Here is a 20,915-nt window from a genome sequence, read left to right on the forward strand (position 1 = left end):
TGACGAGCCGAAAATGGTGTTTTTCCGTGACCCGGAGCGCAGCCTACTCAAAGTAGGTGAGCACCGGAAGCACGGAAAAGCGTCATTTGCAGGCCGTCAGGGCTGAATGTCGATTGGCTCTAAGCCATGCCCGCCGAAGTCTCGCACAAAGCCTTGAACTGCTCGGCCATCTGGTCCCAGCCGGGGTGGAATCCCATCTCCTCATGCTTCGCCATCGCTCCGGCATCCCAATGTCGGGCCGTCGCGGTGAAGCGCGTCCCCTCCCCCTCCACGGCAAAGCTCCAGATCGCCGTCATGAAGGGCGTCTGCGGTATCCAGCCGGAGGCATAGGCGTCGGTCGTCACCACCTTCTCCTGCGGCACCACCTCCAGCACGATGCCTTCCATCGGCCCCGTGTCTTCGCCATTCGGGCCGAACATCCGCACCGCGCTCCGCCCGCCGGGCCGCAGATCCTCCTCGATCACCTCGGCGCGCCAGGGCTTCGGGCAGAACCATTGGTCCTTGAGGTCCGTCCATACCTTCCACACGATTTCGCGCGGGGCGGCGATGTGACAGGTCACCGATAGTTCGAATTCCGCCGCGCTCATGCCGGCCTCCCCTCGAAAGCCGCCTTCATCCGGGCGGTATCCAGCTTCTGCATGGTCATCATCTCGTTCATCATCCGCTGGATGCCCGGTCGGTCGCCGGTCTTGTAAAGGTCCATGATCTCCTGCGTCACCAGCTGCCAGGACAGGCCATATTTGTCCTTCAGCCAGCCGCACGGGCCCGGTGAACCGCCATCGGCGGTCAGGGCATCGAAATAACGATCGATCTCCGCCTGATCCCGACAGGCGACGGACAGCGAGACCGCCTCTGTGAAAGGAAATTTCGGCCCGCCGTTCAGCGCCTGATAGCTTTCCCCGAACAGGGTGAATTCCACCAGCAGCACGTCCCCGCCCTTGAACGGACTGGGGCTGGGATTATCGTCGGGATAGCGGCTGATGAAATCCACCGATCCCCCGAACAGGGATGTGTAGAAGCGCGCGGCCTCCTCCGCCTGCCCGTTATACCACAGGCAGGGTGAAATCTTCGACATGGTTCCTCTCCTTATGCCGTGCCGGATCGCATGCCCACCAGCGCGAACATCGCGCCCTGGGGGTCGGTCGCCTGGATGATCCAGGCCCCGCCCGGCACCTCCATCGGGCCGTTCAGCACGGTTCCGCCGCCGGCCTTCACCTTCTCCGTCGCGACGTCGATGTCCGGCACGACGAAGTAGAAGAGCCAGACCGGCACCGGCACCTCCGGGGGACGGGCCATGATGCCGCCCGTCATGCTCTGGAAATCGGTGCCGCCGGTCTGGGAGACGAGCTGATAGCTGCCCATTTCCCCCATATCCATGGCCTCGCCCTTCGCCCAGCCGAACTGCCCGGTGTAGAAGGCCAGGTCGGCGTCGAAAGCGCCGCTGTAAAGTTCATGCCAGCCGACATGACCGTTCGCCATCGGTGGCGCGGGCTCCATCCCGTCGGGACTGGACCCCTTGAGCAGCATGAACGCCGCCCCGCCCGGATCGCTCATCACCGCGAAGCGCCCGACGCCCGGAATGTCCTCCGGCGCGCGCTTCACGCTGCCGCCCGCCCCGGCCAGCCGCTTCGCATCCGCATCCACATCGGCCGAACCGACATAGCCGCCCCACCAAGGCGACATGCCGCGATCCTTCGCTTCGGCCGGAATGGACATGATCCCGCCCATCGGCCCGGCGCTGCCCGACACGACATGATAGGGATCATCGGTCCGCTCCCCGCCAAAGGGTTGCGCGGTCCAGCCGACGATGTCGCCATAGAAGGCGATCGCCGCCTGCGGATCGCTGGTCATCAGTTCATACCAGAAGAATTTGCCGTTCAGGTCGGTCATTTCCAGCCTCCCTCAAGCCCAGTTTTCGATCCCTGCCCTCAGGCCCTGGCGTCGAGCAGCACCTCGAACCCGCCATAGATCAGCCGCGCACCGGCGAAAGGCATGTCTTCCCCTTCCTTCGGCTCCATCCGCGGATCGTTCATGACCTTCTCCGCCCCTGCATCGCGAGTCGCCTTGTCGGGCCATTCGATCCAGGAAAAGACGACCTCCTCATCCTCCTCCGCGATCACGGCGGTGCGGAAATCGTTGACCTTGCCAAGCTTGACGTCGTTCGCCCAGCATTCCACGACCCGCAGCGCGCCATGTTCGATGAAGATCGGCGCGGCATAGGCCGCCACTTCCCTGTACCGCTCCTTGTTGCCCTTGGGCACGGGGATCACGAAACCGTCCATATAGCTCATCGTTTCTCTCCTTAAGGAAAGGCGGAGTTCAGGCGGCGGCTTCCTTGTTCACCGCCAGCGCCGCTTCCATATCCATCCACGCCACTTCCCAGATATGGCCGTCCAGATCGGCAAAGCTGCGGCCGTACATGAAGCCATGGTCCTGCCGGGGATTGGGCTCCGCACCGCCAGCCGCCAACGCCTTCTCCGTCGTCCGGTCGACATCGGCGCGGCTCGCCTCGCTAAGGGCAAGCAGCACCTGCGCCGTTTCATGCGCGTCCGGAATGCGACGCGGCGTGAAGCCGGCAAACCGCTCCCGCGTCAGCAGCATCACGTGGATATTGTCGGAAAAGCTCAGCATCTGCGCGCTGTCGTCCGCAAAATCATTGTTCCGGACCGCGCCCACCGCCTCGTAAAAGGCGATCGAGGCAGCCAGATCCTTCACCGGCAGGTTGACGAAAATCATTTTCGGAGCGGGGGCGTTCGGCATCACACATCTCCTTGGGATCATCCTGGCCTGTGGCCTTTTCCCGACTCACCAGCTTGAACTTTATGCACTGATAGATTATCTTATACAACCTATAAGTTAGGAAAAATAACCAAGGACTTCCTCTCGTGAAAAAGCGGGCCTATCAGGATGGTTGTGCAACGGCCCATGCGCTGGATCTGATCGGCGATCGCTGGGCCATGCTGATCATGCGGGAATTGATGCTCGGCCCCAAGCGTTTCACCGATTTGCGCGCCAGCCTGCCCGGAATCAGCGCCAATGTGCTGACGCAAAGGCTGGAGGAGCTGGAAGCGGCCAGCATCCTCATCCGCCGCCGCCTGCCCCCGCCCGCCGCCAGCCAGATTTATGAGCTGACGGAATGGGGCCGCGAGTCGGAGATATTGTTCCAGGTGCTGGGACGCTGGGCATCCCGCTCTCCCACGATGCAGCCCAGCATGCCGATGAGCAATGCGTCGGTGATCCTGTCGATGCGCACGATGATCGACCGAGACCGCATAGGCGATCTGGATGCGACCATCGGCCTGCGTTTCGGGGAAGACGAGTTCCGCCTGACCCTGAAGGATGGCGATTTCACCGCCGGGCGCGGCGAAGCGGGCGGTGCGGACGCAATCTTCTCCGGCGACCAGAATGGACTGGCCGCCGTGATCTATGGCGGCCTGACGTTCGAGGACGTGGCCAACTCGCTTCAGGTGGAGGGGGACAGGGCCCTTGCGGCACGCTTCGTCCGCCTCTTCCCCTTGCCGCCAAAGGCGCCTTCGACGGCCACGCCAGCGTCATGAGGCCCCATAATCCTCCCCATGCCGGGCATGGGGAGGATTCATCTCCGCTCAATGCCCGGCGTTCAAAATCCCGAACACCTGCTCAAACTCCCCGCGCCGCTCCGCTTCGCGCAGGAACTTCACCCGTTCGACGCAGATTTCCTCCAGCGGCGGCTGCTGCGCCAGCAGCCCCATGACCTCCGCTATGAATTCGTCCAGCGGCATCATCTGCGGATTTTCCGCATGGCCGGGCATCAGGTCGGTCTGCACTCCCGGCGGCGCCAGTTCGATCACCTCGACATTGCTGCCCCTGAGCTGATGCCGCATCGACTGCGACCAGCTATGGAGCGCCGCCTTGGTTGCGCTGTAGGTGGGAGTGGCCGCCAGCGGGACGAAGGCCAGACCCGACGTCACCGTCATCAGCGTCGCCGCCTCCCGCCTCAGCAGATGCGGCAGCAACGCATGGGTCAGGCGGATCGGCCCCAACAGGTTCGTGGCGACGGTGGCCTCCGCTATGGCAAGGTCGATCCGCTCCTCCACAACCATGATCCCGGCATTATGGATCACGACATTGAGCGCGGGGAAGTCCGCGACCAGCTTTCCGGCGAAGGCCGCGATCGCCGCCGCGTCCTCCATGTCGACGGTCAGGGCTGCCATGCCCGGATGCTCCGCCGCCACGGCGTCCAGCGCCGCCTGCCGCCGCCCGGCGATGATGACCTGATTGCCGGCCGCATGGAATTCATGCGCCAGCGCCGCGCCGATGCCGGAACCGCCGCCGGTGATGAGGATGGTGTTGCCGTTCTTACGCATGGTCTTCTCCTTTTGCGATGGTGTGACCGGCAATCTAGAGCTACACTCTCTTTTTGAAAGAAGGCACCGAAAAGTGCCATACGCACCAAGAGGTGAGAAATGGAAAATCCGTTGCAAAAACGTTTTGCCCCGGCTGAAATCGCCGAAGCGGAAGCCTTTATCGACACCAATCCCGAAGCGCCGCTGGACCCTCGGATCGAACGACTCGTCAACGATCTGATCGGCCGGGTGGCGGATAAATGGACGCTGCTGGTCCTCGAACTGCTGGAGGAAAGGGGCACGCTCCGCTTCACCCGCATTGCCGAACAGGTGGAAGGCATCAGCCAGAAGATGCTGACCCAGACATTGCGTCAGATGGAGCGCGACGGCCTCGTCATCCGCACCGTCCATCCCGTGGTGCCGCCGCACGTCGAATATGCGCTGACGCCGCTCGGCAACAGCCTCAGCGCCGCTTTTTGCGGCGTCTGGGTCTGGGCGGAGCGCAATCTGGAAGCGGTGGAGGAAGCCCGGCGCCGTTTCGACACGCGCGACTGAGGGATCATTGCGCGGGAATGAAGGTTTCCCGCATGGGCGTCAGCGGGAATGTCGGCACCTCGACCCGCACGGGAGCACCGGGCACCAGGGCCGACGGTTGCGTCCCCGGCGCACCGGGCGCAAAACCGGCCGCGATCTCCCTGGGCGGGGTCGGCGGCGGCGGCAGCGGCGTTGGCGACACCACCACGCTCACCGTCCCGCCGAAGCGCGACTGCCATTCGGCCAGCCGCCGCAGATAATCGGCATAGGCGGCGTAGAATTCCTGGAACGGCTTTTCCAATTGGGTGAGCGCTTCGGGCGCGTAGGCCAGCAGCTGGTTCGACGGCATGGCCAGTATCTTGGCCCCCACCTCTATGGCCACGGGGCAGAAGCTCTTCGTCACCGGCGGCAGCGCAAAGAAATTATAGACGACGGTGTTGAGCAGTTCCCGCGCCTTCAGCCCGCCCTGACCGTAAGCGACATAATAATTGCGGTCGACCGCCGCGTTCGCTTCGCGCAGGGCCGCCTCATGCACATGCAATATCCGGTTATACTGGATGCGCGCCGGTTCGTTCACGCCATGACAGGAAAGCGCCGCGACGTTCAGCGCCATGCGCACGTGCCACAGCGCCGTATTGGCCGTCACGCCGCGATTGGGCGTCAGATATTTGCCGTCCTCGCCCACTTCCGGAATGCCCATTTCCTCGACCGCCCCCATCGGCGGCAGGGGCTTTATCGTCGGCACCACCGGGGGTGGCGGCGTGGGCGGCGCCTTCTTCTCGGGCGTGGAACAGCCTGCGATCAGCGCGAGCGCGGTGACAAATGCAAACTCACAGAAACGGCGAACGACGGTACGCGGCGGCACCCTGGCATCCCTTTGATCATTATCCGGACGTCACAACTCATCGCAGAGCGAAGCGTTCCTGACGACCAAAGCGGGCTCGGCTCGTCCGGGGAGGGATTCGGTTCGTCCCATTTACCCTGCGACGCGCACCTGCGAAGGGAGTGCGGTATGCCCCGGGCCGCTGCGTCAAATCGGACGCCGGTCGCGCGCTCCAAATTTCTGTTGTGCCTCCTTTGAAGCAGAAAACCGGTTCCCGCTTTTCTGCACGATACCCTAGATGCGCCGTTCCAGCGCCGCCGCCGCTTCGTCCATCAATTGCGCGATGATGTCGGCCACCGGCTCCTCCTTCGACACCATGCCCACCGATTGCCCGGCCATCAGCGAACCGCCCTCGACATCGCCGTCGATCACGGCGCGGCGAAGCGCACCCGCCCAATAATGTTCGATCTGGAGCTGCGCCTCGCCCATGTCGACCGCGCCGCTGTCGAGCAGATTGGCGACCTCCCGCTGCTTGGCCGTAAAGGCCTCGGTTCCCGCATTTTTCAGCGCCCGCACGGGGATGACCGGCAGGCGTGGGTCGATCTGCACGCTGGCGATCGCATCGCGGGCCGATGCACGGAAAAAGGCCTTCTTGAAGTTCGGATGGGCGATGCTCTCGACCGCGCAGGCAAAGCGGGTGCCCAGCTGCACGCCCGCCGCGCCCATTTCCAGATAGCCGGCGATCAGTTCGCCACGCCCGATGCCGCCGGCGACGAAGACGGGAAGCTGCGACGCCATTTCCGGCAGGATTTCCTGCGCCAGCACGCTGGTCGACACCGGGCCAATATGTCCGCCCGCCTCCATGCCCTCAATCACCAGCGCATCCACGCCGGAACGCGCCAGCTTCTTGGCCAGCGCCAGCGCGGGAGCGAAGCAGATCAGCTTCGCGCCCTTCTCCTTGATCGCCTCGATACTGCCCTTGGGCGGCAGGCCGCCGGCGAGGACGACATGGCCGACCTCATGTTTCGCGCAAACCTCGATCAGCTCGAAAAGCTGCGGGTGCATGGTGATGAGGTTGACGCCGAAGGGCTTGCCCGTCAGCGCCTTGGTCGCCGCGATCTCCCTGTCGAGCAGCTCGGGAGTCATGGCGCCGCAGGCGATCACGCCGAAGCCGCCCGCATTGGAGATGGCCGCAACCAGATTGCGCTCCGACACCCAGCTCATCGCCCCGCAGAGGATCGCGACCTCGCAACCCAGGAAATCGGTGCCGCGAGCCATCAGGGAAGCGAGTTTGGCGTTGGTCATGTTCAAGCCCTTAGAATCATAAAGCCCCTCCCCTTCAGGGGAGGGGTGGGGTGGGGGTTCTCCCCACGCGCTATTTTGTGGGGCAGTCCCCCATCCCCGGCCCCTCCCCTGAAGGGCAGGGAAGGAAAGGTCAAGCGACCGGTGCGTCCAGGCCATAGGCCGTGTGCAGCACACGCACCGCCAGTTCGGTCTCATCCTCGTCGATCAGCACCGAAACCTTGATCTCGCTGGTCGAGATGGCGAGGATATTGATGCCGCGATCGGCCAGCGACTTGAACATGGTGCTGGCGACGCCCGCATGGCTCTTCATGCCGACGCCGACGACCGACACCTTCGCCACCTTCGTATCCGGGATCACCCGGTTGAAGCCGATCACGTCCTTCTGGCTTTCCAGCACGTCCAGCGCCCGTGCAAGATCCGCGCCCGGCACGGTGAAGGTCACGTCCGTCTCGCCCTTGTCGCGGCCGACATTCTGGATGATCATGTCCACGTTGATCGCGGCGTCGGCCAGCGGCCCGAAGATGTGCGCCACCGCGCCCGGACGGTCCGGCACGCGGGTCAGGGTGATCTTCGCCTCATTCTTGTCATGGGCGATGCCGGTGATGAGCTGACGTTCCATCTTGTCTTCCTTGAGCTTGGCTTCCAGTTCCTCTTCGCTGACGATCAGCGTGCCGGGGAGGTCGTCCTGGGTGGGATCATCGAAGGAGGAAAGCACCTGCACGACCACGCCTTCCTTCATGGCGAGGCCGACCGAGCGGGTCTGGAGCACCTTGGCGCCGACCGAAGCCAGTTCCAGCATTTCCTCATAGGTAACGAGGTCGAGCTTGCGCGCCCGCGCCACGATGCGGGGATCGGTGGTGTAGACGCCGTCGACGTCGGTATAGATGTCGCAGCGGTCCGCCTTCACCGCCGCCGCGACGGCAACGGCCGAGGTATCGGACCCGCCGCGGCCGAGGGTGGAGATGCGGCCATCCTCCATCATGCCCTGAAAGCCGGGGATGACCGCCACCGTGCCCGATCGCATCGACGCCAGCAGGTCGATCGTGTCGATGTCCCCGATGCGCGCCTTGGCATGGGCTTCGTTGGTACGGATCGGAAGCTGCCAGCCGAGCCAGCTCCGCGCATCCACGCCCATCGCCTTCAGCGTCATGGCCAGCAGGCCGCTCGTCACCTGTTCGCCGGAAGCAACGACGACATCATATTCCGCCGGATCGTAGAGCGGCGAGGCTTCCTTGCAGAAACCCACCAGCCGGTCGGTCTCCCCCGCCATGGCGGATACGACGACGGCGACCTCATGCCCCTGTTCGACGACATGTTTGACCCGTGCGGCCACGTTGCGAATTCGCTCCATCCCCGCCATGGAGGTGCCGCCGAATTTCATCACGATGCGCGCCATTTGCCTGTCGAACCCGCCTGCTGAAAAGAAATAAAATGCCCCGGAGGGGCGCGAAAACGGCGCTCCTATTAGCAGCAGCGGCGAATATGGCAAGCAAAGCGACAGAGTAGCGGGAGCAGCGGAAGGAACCGACCCGCCTGCCGGTCATTGCCCGTCCGGGGACCAGGAACGGAGGATGCGATGGAAAGCAGCTTATGGGCGATGGTGACGATCGGCGGGCCGATCCTGCTCGGGATCGTGCTGATTTTCGTGATGCTCAGCAACCGCAGGCACCGGACGCCGGAAGAGATGCGCCGCACCGAGGATGCGACGCGGGACCTCTACCGTCGCCTCGACCAGGAGGACAAGGCGCGCGAATTCGGATCGGCGGCGCCGGGCAATGCAAAACAGGCCGAAAAACAGCCATAGCCTGCACCCCCGGACACTGGTAGCAGGAGGCCATGGAGAATATTGCGTCCAGCACCATCGACCCGCGCGAAGCCGCCCATTTCGGCGCCATGGCCGCCGACTGGTGGAATCCCCATGGCAGCAGCGCCATGCTGCACAAGCTCAATCCGGTCCGGCTGCGCTATATTCGCGATGCCGTCGACCGGCATTGGCCGGGGCGGAGCCATGATTTCCGCCCGCTGGCGGGCCGCCGCGCCCTGGACGTCGGCTGCGGCGCCGGCCTGCTGGCCGAACCGCTGGCGCGCCTGGGCGCTAGCCTGACCGCGCTGGACGCGGCGGAGGAGAATATCGCCGTGGCGCGCAACCATGCCGCGGGGCAAGGCCTCGCCATCGACTATCGCGCCACGCCGGTGGAACGACTGGAGGAAACAGGTTTCGACCTCGTCACCTGCATGGAGGTGATCGAACATGTGGCGGACCCGGCAGCCTTCGTCGCCGCGCTGGCGGAAAAGATGGCCCCGGACGGCCTGCTGATCCTTTCGACGCCCAACCGCACCTCCCTCTCCCGCCTTGCCATGATCACCATCGGGGAAAGCATCGGCGGCATCCCCAAGGGCACGCATGACTGGCGCAAATTCCTCAATCCCGAGGAACTTGCGAAGCTGCTGGAGAATGCGGGGCTGGAGGTGATCGACAGCAGCGGGCTCAGCTTCTCACCGGCCAGGGGCTTCATCCTTTCGCCCAACAAGGCGATCAACTATCTGCTGACCGCCCGGCACCGGCAGGGCTGATGGCGATGGCGGTCGATCCCCGCATCGACGCCTACATCGCCCGGCAGGCCGATTTCGCACAGCCGATCCTCCGCCATTTGCGCGGTCTGATCCACGCGGCATCGCCCGACATTGCGGAAACCGTCAAATGGGGCATGCCCTTCTTCACCTATCGGGACAAAAACCTCTGCAACATGGCCGGCTTCCAGCGGCATGTCGCCTTCGGCTTCTGGCATGACAAGGTTGCGCCGGACGGCAGTCGTGGCGAAGCCATGGGCCAGTTCGGCCGGATTCGACGCCTGCACGATCTGCCGGACGATGCCACGATCGCAGCTCTTTTGAGGAAAGCTATGGCGTTGATAGAGGCCGGCGACGAGCCACGCAGCGGCGTGAAGACGCCTCGCGCACCGCTTCCCCTGCATCCCGCTTTCTCAGCGGCCCTCGACGCCGATCCTGCCGCCGCGGCAACATGGGCAGGCTTCCCGCCCGGCAAGGTGCGCGACTATTGCGAGTGGATCAACGATGCGCGAACGGATGCCACCCGCGACAGGCGCATCGCACAGGCGGTCGAATGGATCGCGGCGGGCAAGGGCCGCAACTGGAGATATGAAAAACGCTGAGAAGCGGTGGGCCGGGGATGGAGACTGGAGGAACGCAGCGGGGACTGAAAAAGCGTTCCGGGGCTCGCATTTCCCCGTGCCGCGCTCCCCAAAGGCGCGGCACCCATGACACCCTCAACTCACCGGCTTCGCCACAGCCACCATCGTCGGCTGGGCATCCGACACGGCATCCTTCGGCGCCACATCGGCAGCCGGAGTCTTGAGGCTCGCAGCAGCCGATTGTAGCGCAATGGCCGCCGCCTCCAGCGCTGCGGCCGCCGATTGCGGCGTGACGGCGGGCGGTGCCGCTTCCGCCACGGCAACCGGCGTCGCGGGTTCCGCTACCGGCGGCGGCGCGGCCAAAGGCGCCGCAGCAGCCGTCTTCAGTTCACAGACATCGCCCACGCCAGCCGGCTTTTCCGAAAAATTCCGCGCCAACACAGGCAGTTCGTCCTGACCGGCGTTGGTGGCCAACGTCATCAGCGTGTCGGCCATTTGACAGAAACCCGCCGATTGCACGCCATCCGTATGACTGTTGGCCATTTTCGTGATGAAGTCGTCATAGGCACGTTGCCCGTCGGCAATGCCGTTTTCACGCATGAAACGCAGTTTCAATGCATTATTATATTTGTCCGCATTTCCCATCCTCTCATAGAATTTATCGTATTTCGCGGTGATTTCGCTATTGGTCGATCGGCATTTCAGCGATCCCAGCATCAACATGATCTGAAGATCTCTGACACGCGCCGCCTCTATTTCATAAGGCTGCCAGCACTGTACCTCCCCCGCGGACGCAGCGCCGCCGAAAAAGAGCGCAACGATACAACTGGCGGCACTCGCCGCCATCCTCAACCTGGACATGATGGACCTCGCAGAATCTCCGACCCCGCAAATCAAACATTAACATTTTGCCATAAAAATGCCATTAATTTTTATTTGACAGTGACATTTATGACGCATCCGGAAACATCGCGGATTCACGCCCTTTCCCTGATTTTATGACCGTTGCACCTGGTTATCCATGCGGATATTTCAGTTCCGGCATCGGCTATGCCGTCACGGCGTCGGCCCGCGCGATCAGCGCCCTCGCCTCCTCGACATGCATGCTTTCGATCATTCGCCCCTCGAACCGCTCGGCCCCGCCCGTCGCCGCCTCGACCAGCCGCCGTGCATCGGCGACGGCCTGGGGGTCGGGACCGAACACCTGATTGGCGACCGGCACCTGGCTCGGATGGATCAGCGTCTTGCCGTCGAAGCCCAGCGCATGCCCCGCCGCGCACTCGCTTTCGAAACCCGCTTCATCGTCCAGCCGGTTGAAGACACCATCGAACACGGCGATACTCGCCGCTCGCGCCGCAAGGATGACGGATTGCAGGGACAGGGCCAGCCCTTCCCGCCCAGCCGACGGCGGTATCCCCAAATCCTGCCGTAGATCGTTATTCCCCATGAACAGCCCCGCGCAGCCCTCCGCCGCCGCGATCGCCTGCGCCGCCAGCACGCCCGTCGCGCTCTCGATCATCGCGATCACCGGCTTGTGGCAGACGCTGAACACATCCTTCACCTGACGGGGATTTTCCACCTTGGGCAGCACCACATAATCCGCGGCCGACGCCTTGAGCGAGACCATCTCCCGCCCATGAGAGGGCGCGCCCTCGACATTGATGCGCACTGCCGAGAGACGACTGCCAAATCCCTCCGCAACCGCTTCGACCGCATTGGCCAGCGCTTCTTCCTTGCGGCCGTCGGGCACCGCATCCTCCAGATCCAGTATCACCATGTCGCAGGACAGCGTCCGCGCCTTGGCAATGGCGCGCGGGTTGGACGCGGGAAGGAACAGCAGCGATCGGGCGTGGCGCAACAACATGATGGAACTCCTATCACTTTGCCTTTTCCCATTCATGATTTCGCGTCATAGTCCAAGCGGATTTCGGGGGAGAGGCAGAGATGCTGACGACATTCGCGCTGACGGTGACATTATTGGTGCTGTTCTACCTGGCGGTGAGCGTCAAGGTCGTGCGCCAGGGCTATCAATATACCATCGAACGCTTCGGCCGCTTCACCGAAGTCGCGCGCCCCGGCCTGAATTTCTACCCTGCCTTCTTCTACGCCGTCGGGCGGAAGATCAACATGATGGAACAGGTGGTCGACATTCCGGGGCAGGAGATCATCACCAAGGACAACGCCATGGTCTCGGTCGACGGCGTCGTGTTCTTCCAGGTGCTGGACGCGGCCAAGGCGGCCTATGAAGTGTCGGAACTCTATGTCGCGATCATGCAGCTCGCGACCACCAACCTGCGCACGGTCATGGGGTCGATGGACCTGGACGAAACCCTGTCCAAGCGCGACGAGATCAACGCCCGCCTGCTCTCGGTGGTCGACCACGCCACCAATGCATGGGGCATCAAGATCACCCGCGTGGAACTCAAGGACATCCGCCCGCCCGCCGACATCGTCAACGCCATGGGCCGCCAGATGAAGGCCGAACGCGAGAAGCGCGCCCTGATCCTCGAATCGGAGGGGCTGCGCGCATCGGAAATCCTGAAGGCCGAAGGGCAGAAGCAAAGCCAGATCCTGGAAGCGGAGGGCCGCCGCGAAGCCGCCTTCCGCGACGCCGAAGCCCGCGAGCGCGAGGCGGAGGCCGAAGCCAAGGCAACGCAGATGGTTTCCGAAGCCATCGCCAGCGGCAACGCGCAGGCGATCAACTATTTCGTCGCCCAGAAATATGTCGAGGCGGTGAGCCAGTTCGCCACCTCCCCCAACGCCAAGACGATCCTTTTCCCGGTGGAGGCGACTCAGCTGATCGGCACATTGGGCGGCATCGGCGCGCTGGCCAGGGAGGCTCTGGGAGACGCCGCGCCTCCACCGCCGCCCCCTGCCCCGTCGCGGCGCGGGCCGTTCGGACAGGGGCAGGCATGACCGACTGGCTCGCCATGCTGGACGACCATTGGGGCTGGCTGGTCTTCGCCGCGCTGCTCGCCATGGGTGAAGTGGTGATACCGGGCGTATTCCTGATCTGGGTCGCGCTGGCCGCCGCGCTGACCGGTCTGGTCGCCCTCGCCTTTCCGGTCTCCATCCCGCTTCAGTTGCTGCTTTTCGCGGGCCTTTGCCTGCTGTCGGTCTGGGGCGGGCGACGCTGGTACACCGCCAATCCGGTGGACTCGCAAGACCCGCTCCTCAACGACCGCACCGCCCGGCTGGTGGGAGAGGTCGTCACCGTCGTCGAACCGATCGACAATGGCCGGGGTCGGGTGAAGGTAGGCGACAGCGTCTGGTCGTGCAGAGGCCCCGACTCGCCAGTCGGTGCAAGAATGAGAGTGACGGGCGCGGAAGCTGCGGTGCTGACCGTGGAACCGGCTTGATGGCGATGACCCAAGTTGCGGATCGCATCGAGGATGTTCTGAAGGCGAACCATCCCGGCGGTTGAGATCACCAAAGACAAGCTTGGTCGCCGCGCGGGAAACAGATGTTCAGCCACGAAGCCCAAGATGAAGCGCTTCTCTCTTCCCGACAACCGACCTCTGAAAAGCCATCGCTCCACGCCGTTCAGGCGGATCTCCGACAGAGGACGACAATATCGACAGCAAGCCGCAGTCGCCCGAACCGCTTCGGCATTTGGCGCCGTTGCGGAAAAGCGCTCGATCATCTCTGCCTTGACATTCGGGCCGCCGCTGCGCGCTTATTTGGGGGCCATCCTGATCGCTCCGTCCAGGCGAATGACCTCTCCGTTCAACATCGGGTTGGTTATGATGCTTTCGACCAATTGCGCATATTCGCCGGGCTGCCCCAACCGGCTGGGGAACGGCACCTGCTTTCCGAGGGAGTCCTGGGCCTCCTGGGGCAGTCCGGCAAGCAGCGGCGTCCAGAAGATGCCCGGTGCGATCGCCATGACCCTTATGCCATAACGCGCAAGCTCTCGCGCTATCGGCAGTGTCATTCCAACGATTCCACTCTTCGACGCGGCATAGCCGGCCTGACCGATCTGCCCATCATAGGCGGCAACCGACGCCGTGTTGACGATGACACCGCGCTCCTCGCCAACGGGTTCGGCGGTGTGAAGCCGCGCGGCGAAGGCGGAGAGCACATTGAACGAACCTATGAGATTGATCGTCACGATCCTGGAGAAGTCGGCAAGCGGCATCGGACTGCCGTCGCGATCTATCACCTTGCGCGGCGTGGCGATGCCGGCGCAATTGACAAGGATGCGAGCGACGCCGTGCCGCGCCTCAGCTTCCGCGATCGCCGCGTGAACGGCGACTTCGTCCGTCACATCCACAGCCAGGAAATGTCCTCCCAACTCCTCCGCCTGTGCGGAACCGAGCTCCGAATTGAGGTCGAAGATCGTGACCCTGGCTCCTAAGCGGGCAAGGCGCAGTGCCGTGCCAGCCCCGAGCCCCGATGCGCCTCCCGTGACGATTGCCGCAACGCCATCGATGTTCATCGCTTGTCTCTCCTCAAATCAGTTCAATTGCCATTGCGGTCGCTTCGCCGCCGCCGATGCACAGGGCCGCGACGCCGCGCCGACCGCCCCGGCGTTGAAGCGCCGCCAGCAAGGTTGCCAGAATGCGCGCGCCCGACGCGCCGATCGGATGGCCCAGGGCTGTCGCCCCGCCATTTACATTGAGGCGGTCATCGGGGATTGCCAAATCGCGCGCCGCGATCATCGCTACCGCGGCAAAGGCTTCGTTCACCTCGAACAGGTCGACATCCTCAACCGACCAGCCTGTTCTGCCGAGCAACGTCCGGATGGCGTGAACGGGAGCGGTGGTGAAGAGCGCGGGAGCATGCGCATGCGCCGCGGACCCGCTCAAGCGCGCTATTACCGGCATTTTGAGCCGCTCGGCAACGCTCCGCCGAGTCAATATAATGGCCGCCGCGCCATCGGAGATCGATGCCGAACTCGCCGCAGTGATCGTGCCGTTTGACGCGAATGCAGGCTTTAACGTCGGTATTTTCTCCGGCCGCGCCCTCCCCGGCTGCTCGTCCGTTGCGATGAATTGCGAGCCTGACCGCGTCCTTACAGGCACCGGCACGATTTCTTCGGCGAAGGCGCCCGTTTCGATTGCGGCCCGCGCCCGCTCCAGCGACCGAAGCGCATAGGCATCCTGCATCTCGCGCGTGAACCGATAGGCATCCGCCGTATCCTGCGCGAACGCGCCCATCGGCTTGCCCACGCTATAGGCATCCTCGAGACCGTCCATCATCATTGTGTCGATGACGCGGTCATGTCCGATCCGAGCGCCAGAGCGATGTTTGGGAAGGGCATAGGGCGCATTGGTCATGCTTTCCATGCCTCCCGCGACGATGACGTCGGCGGCGCCCGCTCGCAGCGCTTCGGCCGCCATGATGATTGCCTGCATGCCAGAGCCGCACATTTTGTTCACTGTCGTGGCCTGAACGCTCTCCGGAAGCCCGGCGCCGAGAGCGGCCTGTCGCGCCGGCGCCTGGCCCAGCGCCGCCGGCAGCACGCATCCCATGTAGATGCGGTCGATTGCTTCGCCCGGCACCTTGGCGCGTTCGACTGCCGCGCGGACGGCGATAGCGCCAAGCTCCGTTGCGGCGACCGATGAAAACGCGCCTTGAAAGCCGCCCATCGGAGTGCGGGCATAACTGGCAATCACGATAGGGTCGGTCTGCATAAATTTCCTTCAGCTTCAGGCGGAGACGTCCGCTCCTGCTCCCCGGATCTGGACAGCGCCTTCCTCGAATGATTTGAGGAAGAACAAGCGCCCCCCGGCACTTGTCATGATCAACTGCACAGCAGGATCGGCGTTTCGACAAGGCCGCGGAATGACTGCATGAACCGGGCCGCCAGGGCGCCGTCGATTGCGCGATGATCGAAGCTCGCCGTCGTCGCCATGATCGTCGCGAGCCCCACGGCACCATCGACTTTCCACGGCTGCTCAACCCCTGCGGCCGTGCCCAGAATGAGAGCCTGGGGCGGATTGATCACCGGAAACATCTCGTCGATCCCGAACATGCCGAGATTGGAGATCGAGCAGGTGCCGCCCTGATATTCCTCGGGCAGCAGCTTGCCATCGCGCGCCTTCGCGGCGAGCGCCTTCGTCTGCGTCGCTATGGCGGAAAGCGACAGCGCCTCAGCGCCCTTGATCACCGGAGTGATGAGGCCGCCGTCGATCGCCACCGCCATCGATATGTCGACGCGCCCGAAGCGATGCAGCTCCTCGCCGCCGAACTGGACGTTCGCGTCCGGCACTTCGACGAGCGCGAGCGCCAGGGCCTTGATCAGCATGTCGTTGACGCTGAGCTTGATGCTGCGCGGCGCGAGAGAGGCGTTCATTTCTCTGCGCAGCTTCAACAGCGGATCGAGGTTGCAGCGTGCCGTCAGGTAGAAGTGCGGCACCGTCTGCTTGGATTCGGTGAGGCGCCGCGCGATGGTCTTTCGCATCGAGCTGAGCTTGACCGTCTCGACAGGAACGCCGGAAGGCGGTGGGACGATGGTCGCGACAGGGGACGGCACGGCGTCGATCGACCGTGCGACCGGGTCGTGGCGCGGGGTGACCAATGGCCCGATGCCAAGATCGGCGCGAACGATGCGGCCGTTGGGGCCGGTACCGGTGATGCCGCCAAGGTCAATGCCCTTCGCCTCCGCAATGCGCAATGCAAGCGGGCTAACCTTCACCCGCTCGGCGGGCGACACACGGGCGCGCGGCGCCGGCGCCTCTGGCGCGGGCTTTGGCCGGACCGACTCTGGAGCGGATGGGGCGGGCGCTTGCGCGGCCTCGACAGGTCGGGCGATCGTCGGCTCGGCGCCGGCCAGCACCGGCTTGGGCGCGGTCTCGCCATTCTCCGCCATGACGGCAATGACCGTGCCGACCGCGACGTCTGCCGTTCCTTCGGGAACCACGAGGTTCGTTATTCTCCCCTCGTCCACGGCTTCGAATTCCATCGTGGCCTTGTCGGTCTCGATCTCGGCGAGGAGATCGCCGGCCTTCACCAGATCGCCCTCGGCGACCAGCCATTTTGCCAGCGTGCCCTTTTCCATCGTCGGCGACAGCGCCGGCATCTTCAGTTCGATGGTCATGTCAGTTTCCCAGGAACAGTTCGGCGGCGGCTTCGATGATGGCGTCGCTGTCCAGCCGATAGGCGTGATAGAGATCGGGCAGGTCCCCGGTCTGGCCGAAACGGTCGGTCCCGAGCGGGCTGACGCGCATGCCCCTGACCGCGCCGAGCCAGGACAGCGCGGCGGGCGATCCGTCGAGCACCGTCACCAGCCCCGCACCCGGGGCGAGCGCGGAAAGCAATGTCTCGGCATGGCAGGGCGCGGCCGTTTCATCGGTCCAGCGCGCGGCGCGACGGGCCGACCAGCCGCGATGGAGCAGGTCAGGTGAGGTGACATTGAGCAGGCCGAGACCAGGAATGTCGTCGACAAGCTTTTCCCACGCCGCCAACGCTTCGGGCGCGACGACGCCGGTGAAGGCAATCGCGGCTTCAGCCCCTTCGGAAGGACGACGCAGCCAGTAACCGCCCTTCAACAGGTCGGCTTGCCAACTGGCATCATCGCGTGCGACCTGCGGGATCGATCGGGTCGTCAGGCGCAGATAGACGGAGCTGCCGTCAGGCTGCTGCATATGGTCGAAGGCATAAGCCATCATCATGGCCAGCTCGTCGGCATAGGCCGGCTCGAAATAGGTGAGATTGGGCTGACCCATGCCGATCAGCGGGGTGTTGATCGACTGGTGCGCGCCGCCTTCCGCTGCCAGCGTGATCCCCGACGGCGTGCCCACCAGGAGGAAGCGGGAGTCCGAATAGCAGCCATAGTTCAGCGCATCGAGACCGCGGGCGATGAACGGGTCGTAGACAGTGCCGACCGGCAGCAGCCGTGTACCGAAATGCGGCGCGGCAAGGCCCAGCGAGGCCAGCATGAGGAAGAAGTTGTTTTCTGCAATGCCCAGCTCGATATGCTGACCCGCCGCATGCTGCGCCCATTTCTGTGCCGAGGGAATCTTCGCCTTGTGGAACACGTCGGCCAGCTCCTGCCGGCGAAACAGGCCGCGCTGGTTGACGAAGGCGCCGAGATTGGTGGTCTGGGTGACGTCAGGCGCGGTGGTGACAATGCGATCGGCCAGCTCCTCGCCCGATTTGGCGAGGTCGAGCAGGATGCGTCCGAAAGCGGCCTGGGTGGATTGTTCGGCGCCCTCGGGCGCGCGGATCGCCGGAACGGCGACTGAGGGCGCCAGCGGTTCCGTCTTGACCTTCGCGATCGGGCTGTCGGCGATGAAAGCCTTCAGCTCTGTCGCGGCATTGTCGCCAAGGCCGCCCCAGGGTTCCCACTCCTCGCCTTCCCTGATGCCGAGGCCGGTGCGGAACTGCTCCATCTGGGCCGGGTTCATCATGCCCGAGTGATTGTCCTTGTGGCCCGCGAGCGGCAACCCGTGGCCCTTGACCGTATAGGCGATGAACAGGGTCGGCCGGTCGTCCTGCGCGCTGTCGAATGCGTCGACCAGCGTTTCGATGCAATGGCCGCCCAGATTGGTCATGAGCCGCGCCAGAGCCTCGTCGTCATAGCTGTCGAGCAGCTTCCGGGCGTTCGGTTTCTGGCCGATGTCGGCCATCAACCGCTCGCGCCAGGCTGCACCACCCTGATAGGTCAGCGCAGCGAATTCGGCGTTCGGGCAGCTGTCGATCCACTCTTCCAGCGCCTTGCCGCCTGCCTGAGCGAAGGCGGCCTGCTGCATCTTTCCGTACTTTAGCGTGACAACGCGCCAGCCACATGTCTCGAAGATATCGTCGAAGCGCCGGAACATGCGATCCGCCGTGGTCGCATCCAGCGACTGGCGGTTATAGTCGACGATCCACCAGCAGTTGCGCAGATCGTGCTTGTAACCCTCGATCAGGCACTCGTAAATATTGCCCTCGTCGAGTTCCGCATCGCCCATCAGCGCGATCATGCGGCCCGCATCCTCCTCCCGCACCTGGCCGTGCGCGATAAGATAGTCCTGGACGAGTGAAGAGAAAGCCGTGACCGCGACGCCCAGGCCGACCGAGCCCGTGGAGAAGTCGACGGGGATAGTGTCCTTGGTACGGGAAGGATAGCTTTGCACGCCCCCCAGACCGCGGAATTTCTGCATGCGATCGAGGGTCTGGTTGCCGAGCAGGTAATGGATGGCATGCAGCACCGGCCCCGCATGCGGCTTGACCGCCACTTTGTCCTGCGGACGAAGGGCATGGAAGTAGAGCGCCGCCATGATCGCGGTCATCGACGAACAACTGGCCTGATGGCCGCCGACCTTCAGGCCATCGCGTTTCGGCCGAAGATGATTGGCGTTGTGAATCATCCAGGAGGAAAGCCACAATAATCGCGTATCGAGATGCTCGAGCGCGTTGACGATGTCGCGTCGCGACTGGCTGCTCGCGGCTTCCATGCACTTGATCCTTCGAATTCGATCGGCGGTCGATAAATTGAGGAGGGCCACCGCGGGTGTCACACCCTCCGCGGCTTCTTGCGCGATCAGATGAGCGTCCGGTCGGCGCCCTTCAGGCCCAGCATCTCGCGCGCTTCGGCGGGTGTCGCGGGCTCATGGCCGAGTTCGGCCAGGATGCGCTTGATCTTCTCGACCTGCTGGGCGTTCGATGCGGCGAGTTCGCCACGTCCGATATAAAGACTGTCCTCAAGCCCGACGCGAACATGCCCGCCCAGCAGCGCCGCCTGGGTTATGAACGGCATCTGGTGGCGGCCCGCCGCCAGCACCGACCATTTATAGCTCTCCTTGCCAAAAAGCCGGTCCGCGGTTTCCTTCATGAACACGAGGTTTTCGAGGTGCGCGCCCACTCCCCCCAGAATCCCGAAGACCATCTGGACGAAGAATGGCGGCTTGATCAGGCCACGATCGATGAAGTGCGCCAGCGTGTAGAGATGCGAAAGGTCATAGCATTCATGCTCATATTTGGTGCCCATGCCGCCCAGCGTCTCGAACATATAGGCGATGTCACGGAAGCTGTTGCGGAAGACATAATCGTCCGAATTGGCAATATAGTCCTTTTCCCACGGATATTTCCATTCCGTGATCTTGCCCGCCACGGGAAATAGCGCGAAGTTCATGCTCCCCATGTTGAGCGAGCATATCTCGGGCTGGAACCGGAGCGCGGCCGCGATGCGCTCCTGCACGGGCATGGTCAGACTGCCGCCGGTGGTAAGGTTGATGACCGCGTCGGTGCGCTGCTTGATCACTGGCAGAAAACGCGCGAACACCTCCGGATCGCCGGTCGGGTGGCCATCCTCGGGCCGACGTGCGTGCAGGTGGATGATCGCGGCCCCTGCTTCGGCGGCGGCAATCGACTCCTCAGCGATCTGTTCGGGGGTAATCGGCAGCGCATCGGACATGGTCGGCGTATGGATGCCTCCCGTGATTGCGCATGAAATGATGACTTTGGCCATGAAGCTCTCCATTAATAAGCCACCGCGCAAACCTCTCGGATCGCTTGGATTATTGCCTCGCCTAGCGGACGGCATGAGCCTCCCAATAGGCGCGCCCCCATGGCGTGTGCAGATGGCGCATCCCGCCCTGAGATGCGTGGCAGGCATCGCTCAGGTGCTTCGATTGCGCTTGCTGCGGATGTGCGGATGACAGGCAGCCGATAGGTGCCAGCTATCGCCGGCAAGTTTCTGCCATATCGGTTTTATAGCTTTGGGCGACTAGGGCGTGAACTCATAATTTGAGTTGAGCTCTCCGCCTTCGCATGATTCAGGCGCTCTTTGAGAATGGAGGGCGTATGGCGCGGCGGCGGTATGAACTAACGGACAAGGAATGGCTGATC

Annotated in this window: 24 protein-coding genes; 8 read left to right on the plus strand and 16 right to left on the minus strand. The window is 63.8% G+C overall.

Going from position 1 to position 20,915, the window contains the following annotated elements; genetic code table 11:
- Positions 1-119: 119 nt before the first annotated feature.
- The 5 genes from A8G00_RS21405 to A8G00_RS21425 are packed head-to-tail and all read right to left on the minus strand — an operon-like array spanning position 120 to position 2,760.
- Positions 120-587, minus strand: a complete 468-nt coding sequence (locus tag A8G00_RS21405) for an SRPBCC domain-containing protein (RefSeq protein WP_044660048.1) — start codon at positions 585-587, stop codon at positions 120-122.
- Positions 584-1,075: a VOC family protein gene (locus A8G00_RS21410; RefSeq protein WP_025552101.1), complete on the minus strand. Its 492-nt coding sequence runs from the start codon at positions 1,073-1,075 to the stop codon at positions 584-586. The genes A8G00_RS21405 and A8G00_RS21410 overlap by 4 nt, the downstream gene beginning before the upstream one ends.
- 11 nt (positions 1,076-1,086) lie before the next feature.
- Positions 1,087-1,890 (minus strand): VOC family protein, encoded by an 804-nt coding sequence (locus A8G00_RS21415; RefSeq protein WP_103001621.1) that lies wholly within the window; start codon positions 1,888-1,890, stop codon positions 1,087-1,089.
- 38 nt (positions 1,891-1,928) lie between these two features.
- A complete protein-coding gene (locus tag A8G00_RS21420) occupies positions 1,929-2,291 on the minus strand; it encodes a DUF1428 domain-containing protein (protein ID WP_025552097.1) in 363 nt (120 codons plus the stop codon).
- A gap of 28 nt (positions 2,292-2,319) precedes the next feature.
- Positions 2,320-2,760 carry a VOC family protein gene (locus A8G00_RS21425; protein ID WP_025552095.1) on the minus strand — a complete coding sequence of 147 codons (441 nt, stop codon included), beginning with the start codon at positions 2,758-2,760 and terminating at the stop codon, positions 2,320-2,322.
- Between the two features lie 125 nt (positions 2,761-2,885).
- Between A8G00_RS21425 and A8G00_RS21430 the strand changes: the two genes are divergently transcribed.
- On the plus strand, positions 2,886-3,557 hold the full coding sequence (locus A8G00_RS21430; RefSeq protein ID WP_103001622.1) for a helix-turn-helix domain-containing protein: 672 nt from the start codon (positions 2,886-2,888) through the stop codon (positions 3,555-3,557).
- A gap of 48 nt (positions 3,558-3,605) precedes the next feature.
- On the opposite strand, the gene A8G00_RS21435 is transcribed toward A8G00_RS21430, so the two are convergent.
- Positions 3,606-4,346: an SDR family oxidoreductase gene (locus A8G00_RS21435; RefSeq protein WP_103001623.1), complete on the minus strand. Its 741-nt coding sequence runs from the start codon at positions 4,344-4,346 to the stop codon at positions 3,606-3,608.
- 99 nt (positions 4,347-4,445) lie between these two features.
- Here A8G00_RS21435 and A8G00_RS21440 point away from each other — a divergent pair, with 99 nt between their 5' ends.
- Entirely contained in the window at positions 4,446-4,880 is a 435-nt protein-coding gene (locus tag A8G00_RS21440) for a helix-turn-helix domain-containing protein (RefSeq protein WP_103001624.1), read from the plus strand.
- Between the two features lie 4 nt (positions 4,881-4,884).
- Here the strand turns inward: A8G00_RS21440 and A8G00_RS21445 are convergent, their stop codons facing one another.
- The 3 genes from A8G00_RS21445 to A8G00_RS21455 all read right to left on the minus strand — a co-directional run bounded on the left by A8G00_RS21445 (position 4,885) and on the right by A8G00_RS21455 (position 8,383).
- A complete protein-coding gene (locus A8G00_RS21445) occupies positions 4,885-5,724 on the minus strand; it encodes a hypothetical protein (protein ID WP_103001625.1) in 840 nt (279 codons plus the stop codon).
- A 252-nt stretch (positions 5,725-5,976) separates the two neighbouring features.
- Positions 5,977-6,987: a nitronate monooxygenase family protein gene (locus tag A8G00_RS21450; protein ID WP_044660054.1), complete on the minus strand. Its 1,011-nt coding sequence runs from the start codon at positions 6,985-6,987 to the stop codon at positions 5,977-5,979.
- 130 nt (positions 6,988-7,117) lie between these two features.
- Positions 7,118-8,383, minus strand: a complete 1,266-nt coding sequence (locus A8G00_RS21455) for an aspartate kinase (RefSeq protein ID WP_025551431.1) — start codon at positions 8,381-8,383, stop codon at positions 7,118-7,120.
- Between the two features lie 180 nt (positions 8,384-8,563).
- Here A8G00_RS21455 and A8G00_RS21460 point away from each other — a divergent pair, with 180 nt between their 5' ends.
- From A8G00_RS21460 to A8G00_RS21470, 3 genes are read left to right on the plus strand one after another with little or no spacing between them, the layout of a single operon-like run.
- The gene (locus A8G00_RS21460) at positions 8,564-8,791 is read left to right on the plus strand and encodes a hypothetical protein (protein ID WP_103001626.1); all 228 of its coding nucleotides are present in this window, start codon (positions 8,564-8,566) and stop codon (positions 8,789-8,791) included.
- Positions 8,792-8,823: 32 nt separating this feature from the next.
- Positions 8,824-9,561, plus strand: a complete 738-nt coding sequence (gene ubiG / locus A8G00_RS21465) for a bifunctional 2-polyprenyl-6-hydroxyphenol methylase/3-demethylubiquinol 3-O-methyltransferase UbiG (protein WP_103001627.1) — start codon at positions 8,824-8,826, stop codon at positions 9,559-9,561.
- A 5-nt stretch (positions 9,562-9,566) separates the two neighbouring features.
- Positions 9,567-10,160, plus strand: a complete 594-nt coding sequence (locus A8G00_RS21470; protein WP_103001633.1) for a YdeI/OmpD-associated family protein — start codon at positions 9,567-9,569, stop codon at positions 10,158-10,160.
- A gap of 114 nt (positions 10,161-10,274) precedes the next feature.
- Here A8G00_RS21470 and A8G00_RS25705 read toward each other — a convergent pair whose 3' ends face one another.
- The gene (locus A8G00_RS25705) at positions 10,275-10,634 is read right to left on the minus strand and encodes a hypothetical protein (RefSeq protein ID WP_253258051.1); all 360 of its coding nucleotides are present in this window, start codon (positions 10,632-10,634) and stop codon (positions 10,275-10,277) included.
- A gap of 18 nt (positions 10,635-10,652) precedes the next feature.
- Between A8G00_RS25705 and A8G00_RS25710 the strand changes: the two genes are divergently transcribed.
- On the plus strand, positions 10,653-11,141 hold the full coding sequence (locus A8G00_RS25710) for a hypothetical protein (RefSeq protein WP_253258052.1): 489 nt from the start codon (positions 10,653-10,655) through the stop codon (positions 11,139-11,141).
- A 46-nt stretch (positions 11,142-11,187) separates the two neighbouring features.
- On the opposite strand, the gene A8G00_RS21480 is transcribed toward A8G00_RS25710, so the two are convergent.
- Complete coding sequence (locus tag A8G00_RS21480; protein ID WP_103001628.1) at positions 11,188-12,003, minus strand: CoA ester lyase; 816 nt, start codon at positions 12,001-12,003, stop codon at positions 11,188-11,190.
- Between the two features lie 80 nt (positions 12,004-12,083).
- Here A8G00_RS21480 and A8G00_RS21485 point away from each other — a divergent pair, with 80 nt between their 5' ends.
- Positions 12,084-13,055, plus strand: coding sequence for an SPFH domain-containing protein (locus A8G00_RS21485; RefSeq protein ID WP_044660059.1), 972 nt, complete (start codon positions 12,084-12,086; stop codon positions 13,053-13,055).
- Complete coding sequence (locus A8G00_RS21490; protein WP_025551422.1) at positions 13,052-13,498, plus strand: NfeD family protein; 447 nt, start codon at positions 13,052-13,054, stop codon at positions 13,496-13,498. Before A8G00_RS21485 ends, A8G00_RS21490 begins: the two co-directional genes overlap by 4 nt.
- 317 nt (positions 13,499-13,815) lie before the next feature.
- On the opposite strand, the gene A8G00_RS21495 is transcribed toward A8G00_RS21490, so the two are convergent.
- From A8G00_RS21495 to A8G00_RS21515, 5 genes are all read right to left on the minus strand, one after another.
- The gene (locus tag A8G00_RS21495; RefSeq protein ID WP_103001629.1) at positions 13,816-14,577 is read right to left on the minus strand and encodes an SDR family NAD(P)-dependent oxidoreductase; all 762 of its coding nucleotides are present in this window, start codon (positions 14,575-14,577) and stop codon (positions 13,816-13,818) included.
- A 13-nt stretch (positions 14,578-14,590) separates the two neighbouring features.
- The gene (locus tag A8G00_RS21500) at positions 14,591-15,775 is read right to left on the minus strand and encodes an acetyl-CoA C-acyltransferase (RefSeq protein WP_103001630.1); all 1,185 of its coding nucleotides are present in this window, start codon (positions 15,773-15,775) and stop codon (positions 14,591-14,593) included.
- 110 nt (positions 15,776-15,885) lie between these two features.
- Positions 15,886-17,181 (minus strand): pyruvate dehydrogenase complex dihydrolipoamide acetyltransferase, encoded by a 1,296-nt coding sequence (locus tag A8G00_RS21505; protein ID WP_103001631.1) that lies wholly within the window; start codon positions 17,179-17,181, stop codon positions 15,886-15,888.
- A gap of 1 nt (position 17,182) precedes the next feature.
- Positions 17,183-19,522: a transketolase gene (locus A8G00_RS21510; RefSeq protein ID WP_103001632.1), complete on the minus strand. Its 2,340-nt coding sequence runs from the start codon at positions 19,520-19,522 to the stop codon at positions 17,183-17,185.
- Positions 19,523-19,608: 86 nt separating this feature from the next.
- Positions 19,609-20,535 (minus strand): 3-keto-5-aminohexanoate cleavage protein, encoded by a 927-nt coding sequence (locus A8G00_RS21515; RefSeq protein WP_037483882.1) that lies wholly within the window; start codon positions 20,533-20,535, stop codon positions 19,609-19,611.
- Positions 20,536-20,915 lie beyond the last annotated feature (380 nt).

Origin of the sequence: Sphingobium sp. SA916, from assembly GCF_002894065.1 — a bacterium.
In the GTDB taxonomy this organism is placed as follows: Bacteria; Pseudomonadota; Alphaproteobacteria; order Sphingomonadales; family Sphingomonadaceae; genus Sphingobium; species Sphingobium fuliginis.

Bases quoted from the DNA above. Each gene is read 5' to 3' on its own strand.
- A8G00_RS21405 (WP_044660048.1), bottom strand. From the start codon at position 587: ATGAGCGCGGCGGAATTCGAACTATCGGTGACCTGTCACATCGCCGCC.
- A8G00_RS21410 (WP_025552101.1), bottom strand. From the start codon at position 1,075: ATGTCGAAGATTTCACCCTGCCTGTGGTATAACGGGCAGGCGGAGGAG.
- A8G00_RS21415 (WP_103001621.1), bottom strand. From the start codon at position 1,890: ATGACCGACCTGAACGGCAAATTCTTCTGGTATGAACTGATGACCAGC.
- A8G00_RS21420 (WP_025552097.1), bottom strand. From the start codon at position 2,291: ATGAGCTATATGGACGGTTTCGTGATCCCCGTGCCCAAGGGCAACAAG.
- A8G00_RS21425 (WP_025552095.1), bottom strand. From the start codon at position 2,760: ATGCCGAACGCCCCCGCTCCGAAAATGATTTTCGTCAACCTGCCGGTG.
- A8G00_RS21435 (WP_103001623.1), bottom strand. From the start codon at position 4,346: ATGCGTAAGAACGGCAACACCATCCTCATCACCGGCGGCGGTTCCGGC.
- A8G00_RS21440 (WP_103001624.1), top strand. From the start codon at position 4,446: ATGGAAAATCCGTTGCAAAAACGTTTTGCCCCGGCTGAAATCGCCGAA.
- A8G00_RS21450 (WP_044660054.1), bottom strand. From the start codon at position 6,987: ATGACCAACGCCAAACTCGCTTCCCTGATGGCTCGCGGCACCGATTTC.
- A8G00_RS21455 (WP_025551431.1), bottom strand. From the start codon at position 8,383: ATGGCGCGCATCGTGATGAAATTCGGCGGCACCTCCATGGCGGGGATG.
- A8G00_RS21460 (WP_103001626.1), top strand. From the start codon at position 8,564: ATGGAAAGCAGCTTATGGGCGATGGTGACGATCGGCGGGCCGATCCTG.
- ubiG (WP_103001627.1), top strand. From the start codon at position 8,824: ATGGAGAATATTGCGTCCAGCACCATCGACCCGCGCGAAGCCGCCCAT.
- A8G00_RS21470 (WP_103001633.1), top strand. From the start codon at position 9,567: ATGGCGGTCGATCCCCGCATCGACGCCTACATCGCCCGGCAGGCCGAT.
- A8G00_RS25705 (WP_253258051.1), bottom strand. From the start codon at position 10,634: ATGGCCGACACGCTGATGACGTTGGCCACCAACGCCGGTCAGGACGAA.
- A8G00_RS21480 (WP_103001628.1), bottom strand. From the start codon at position 12,003: ATGTTGTTGCGCCACGCCCGATCGCTGCTGTTCCTTCCCGCGTCCAAC.
- A8G00_RS21485 (WP_044660059.1), top strand. From the start codon at position 12,084: ATGCTGACGACATTCGCGCTGACGGTGACATTATTGGTGCTGTTCTAC.
- A8G00_RS21490 (WP_025551422.1), top strand. From the start codon at position 13,052: ATGACCGACTGGCTCGCCATGCTGGACGACCATTGGGGCTGGCTGGTC.
- A8G00_RS21495 (WP_103001629.1), bottom strand. From the start codon at position 14,577: ATGAACATCGATGGCGTTGCGGCAATCGTCACGGGAGGCGCATCGGGG.
- A8G00_RS21500 (WP_103001630.1), bottom strand. From the start codon at position 15,775: ATGCAGACCGACCCTATCGTGATTGCCAGTTATGCCCGCACTCCGATG.
- A8G00_RS21505 (WP_103001631.1), bottom strand. From the start codon at position 17,181: ATGACCATCGAACTGAAGATGCCGGCGCTGTCGCCGACGATGGAAAAG.
- A8G00_RS21510 (WP_103001632.1), bottom strand. From the start codon at position 19,522: ATGGAAGCCGCGAGCAGCCAGTCGCGACGCGACATCGTCAACGCGCTC.
- A8G00_RS21515 (WP_037483882.1), bottom strand. From the start codon at position 20,535: ATGGCCAAAGTCATCATTTCATGCGCAATCACGGGAGGCATCCATACG.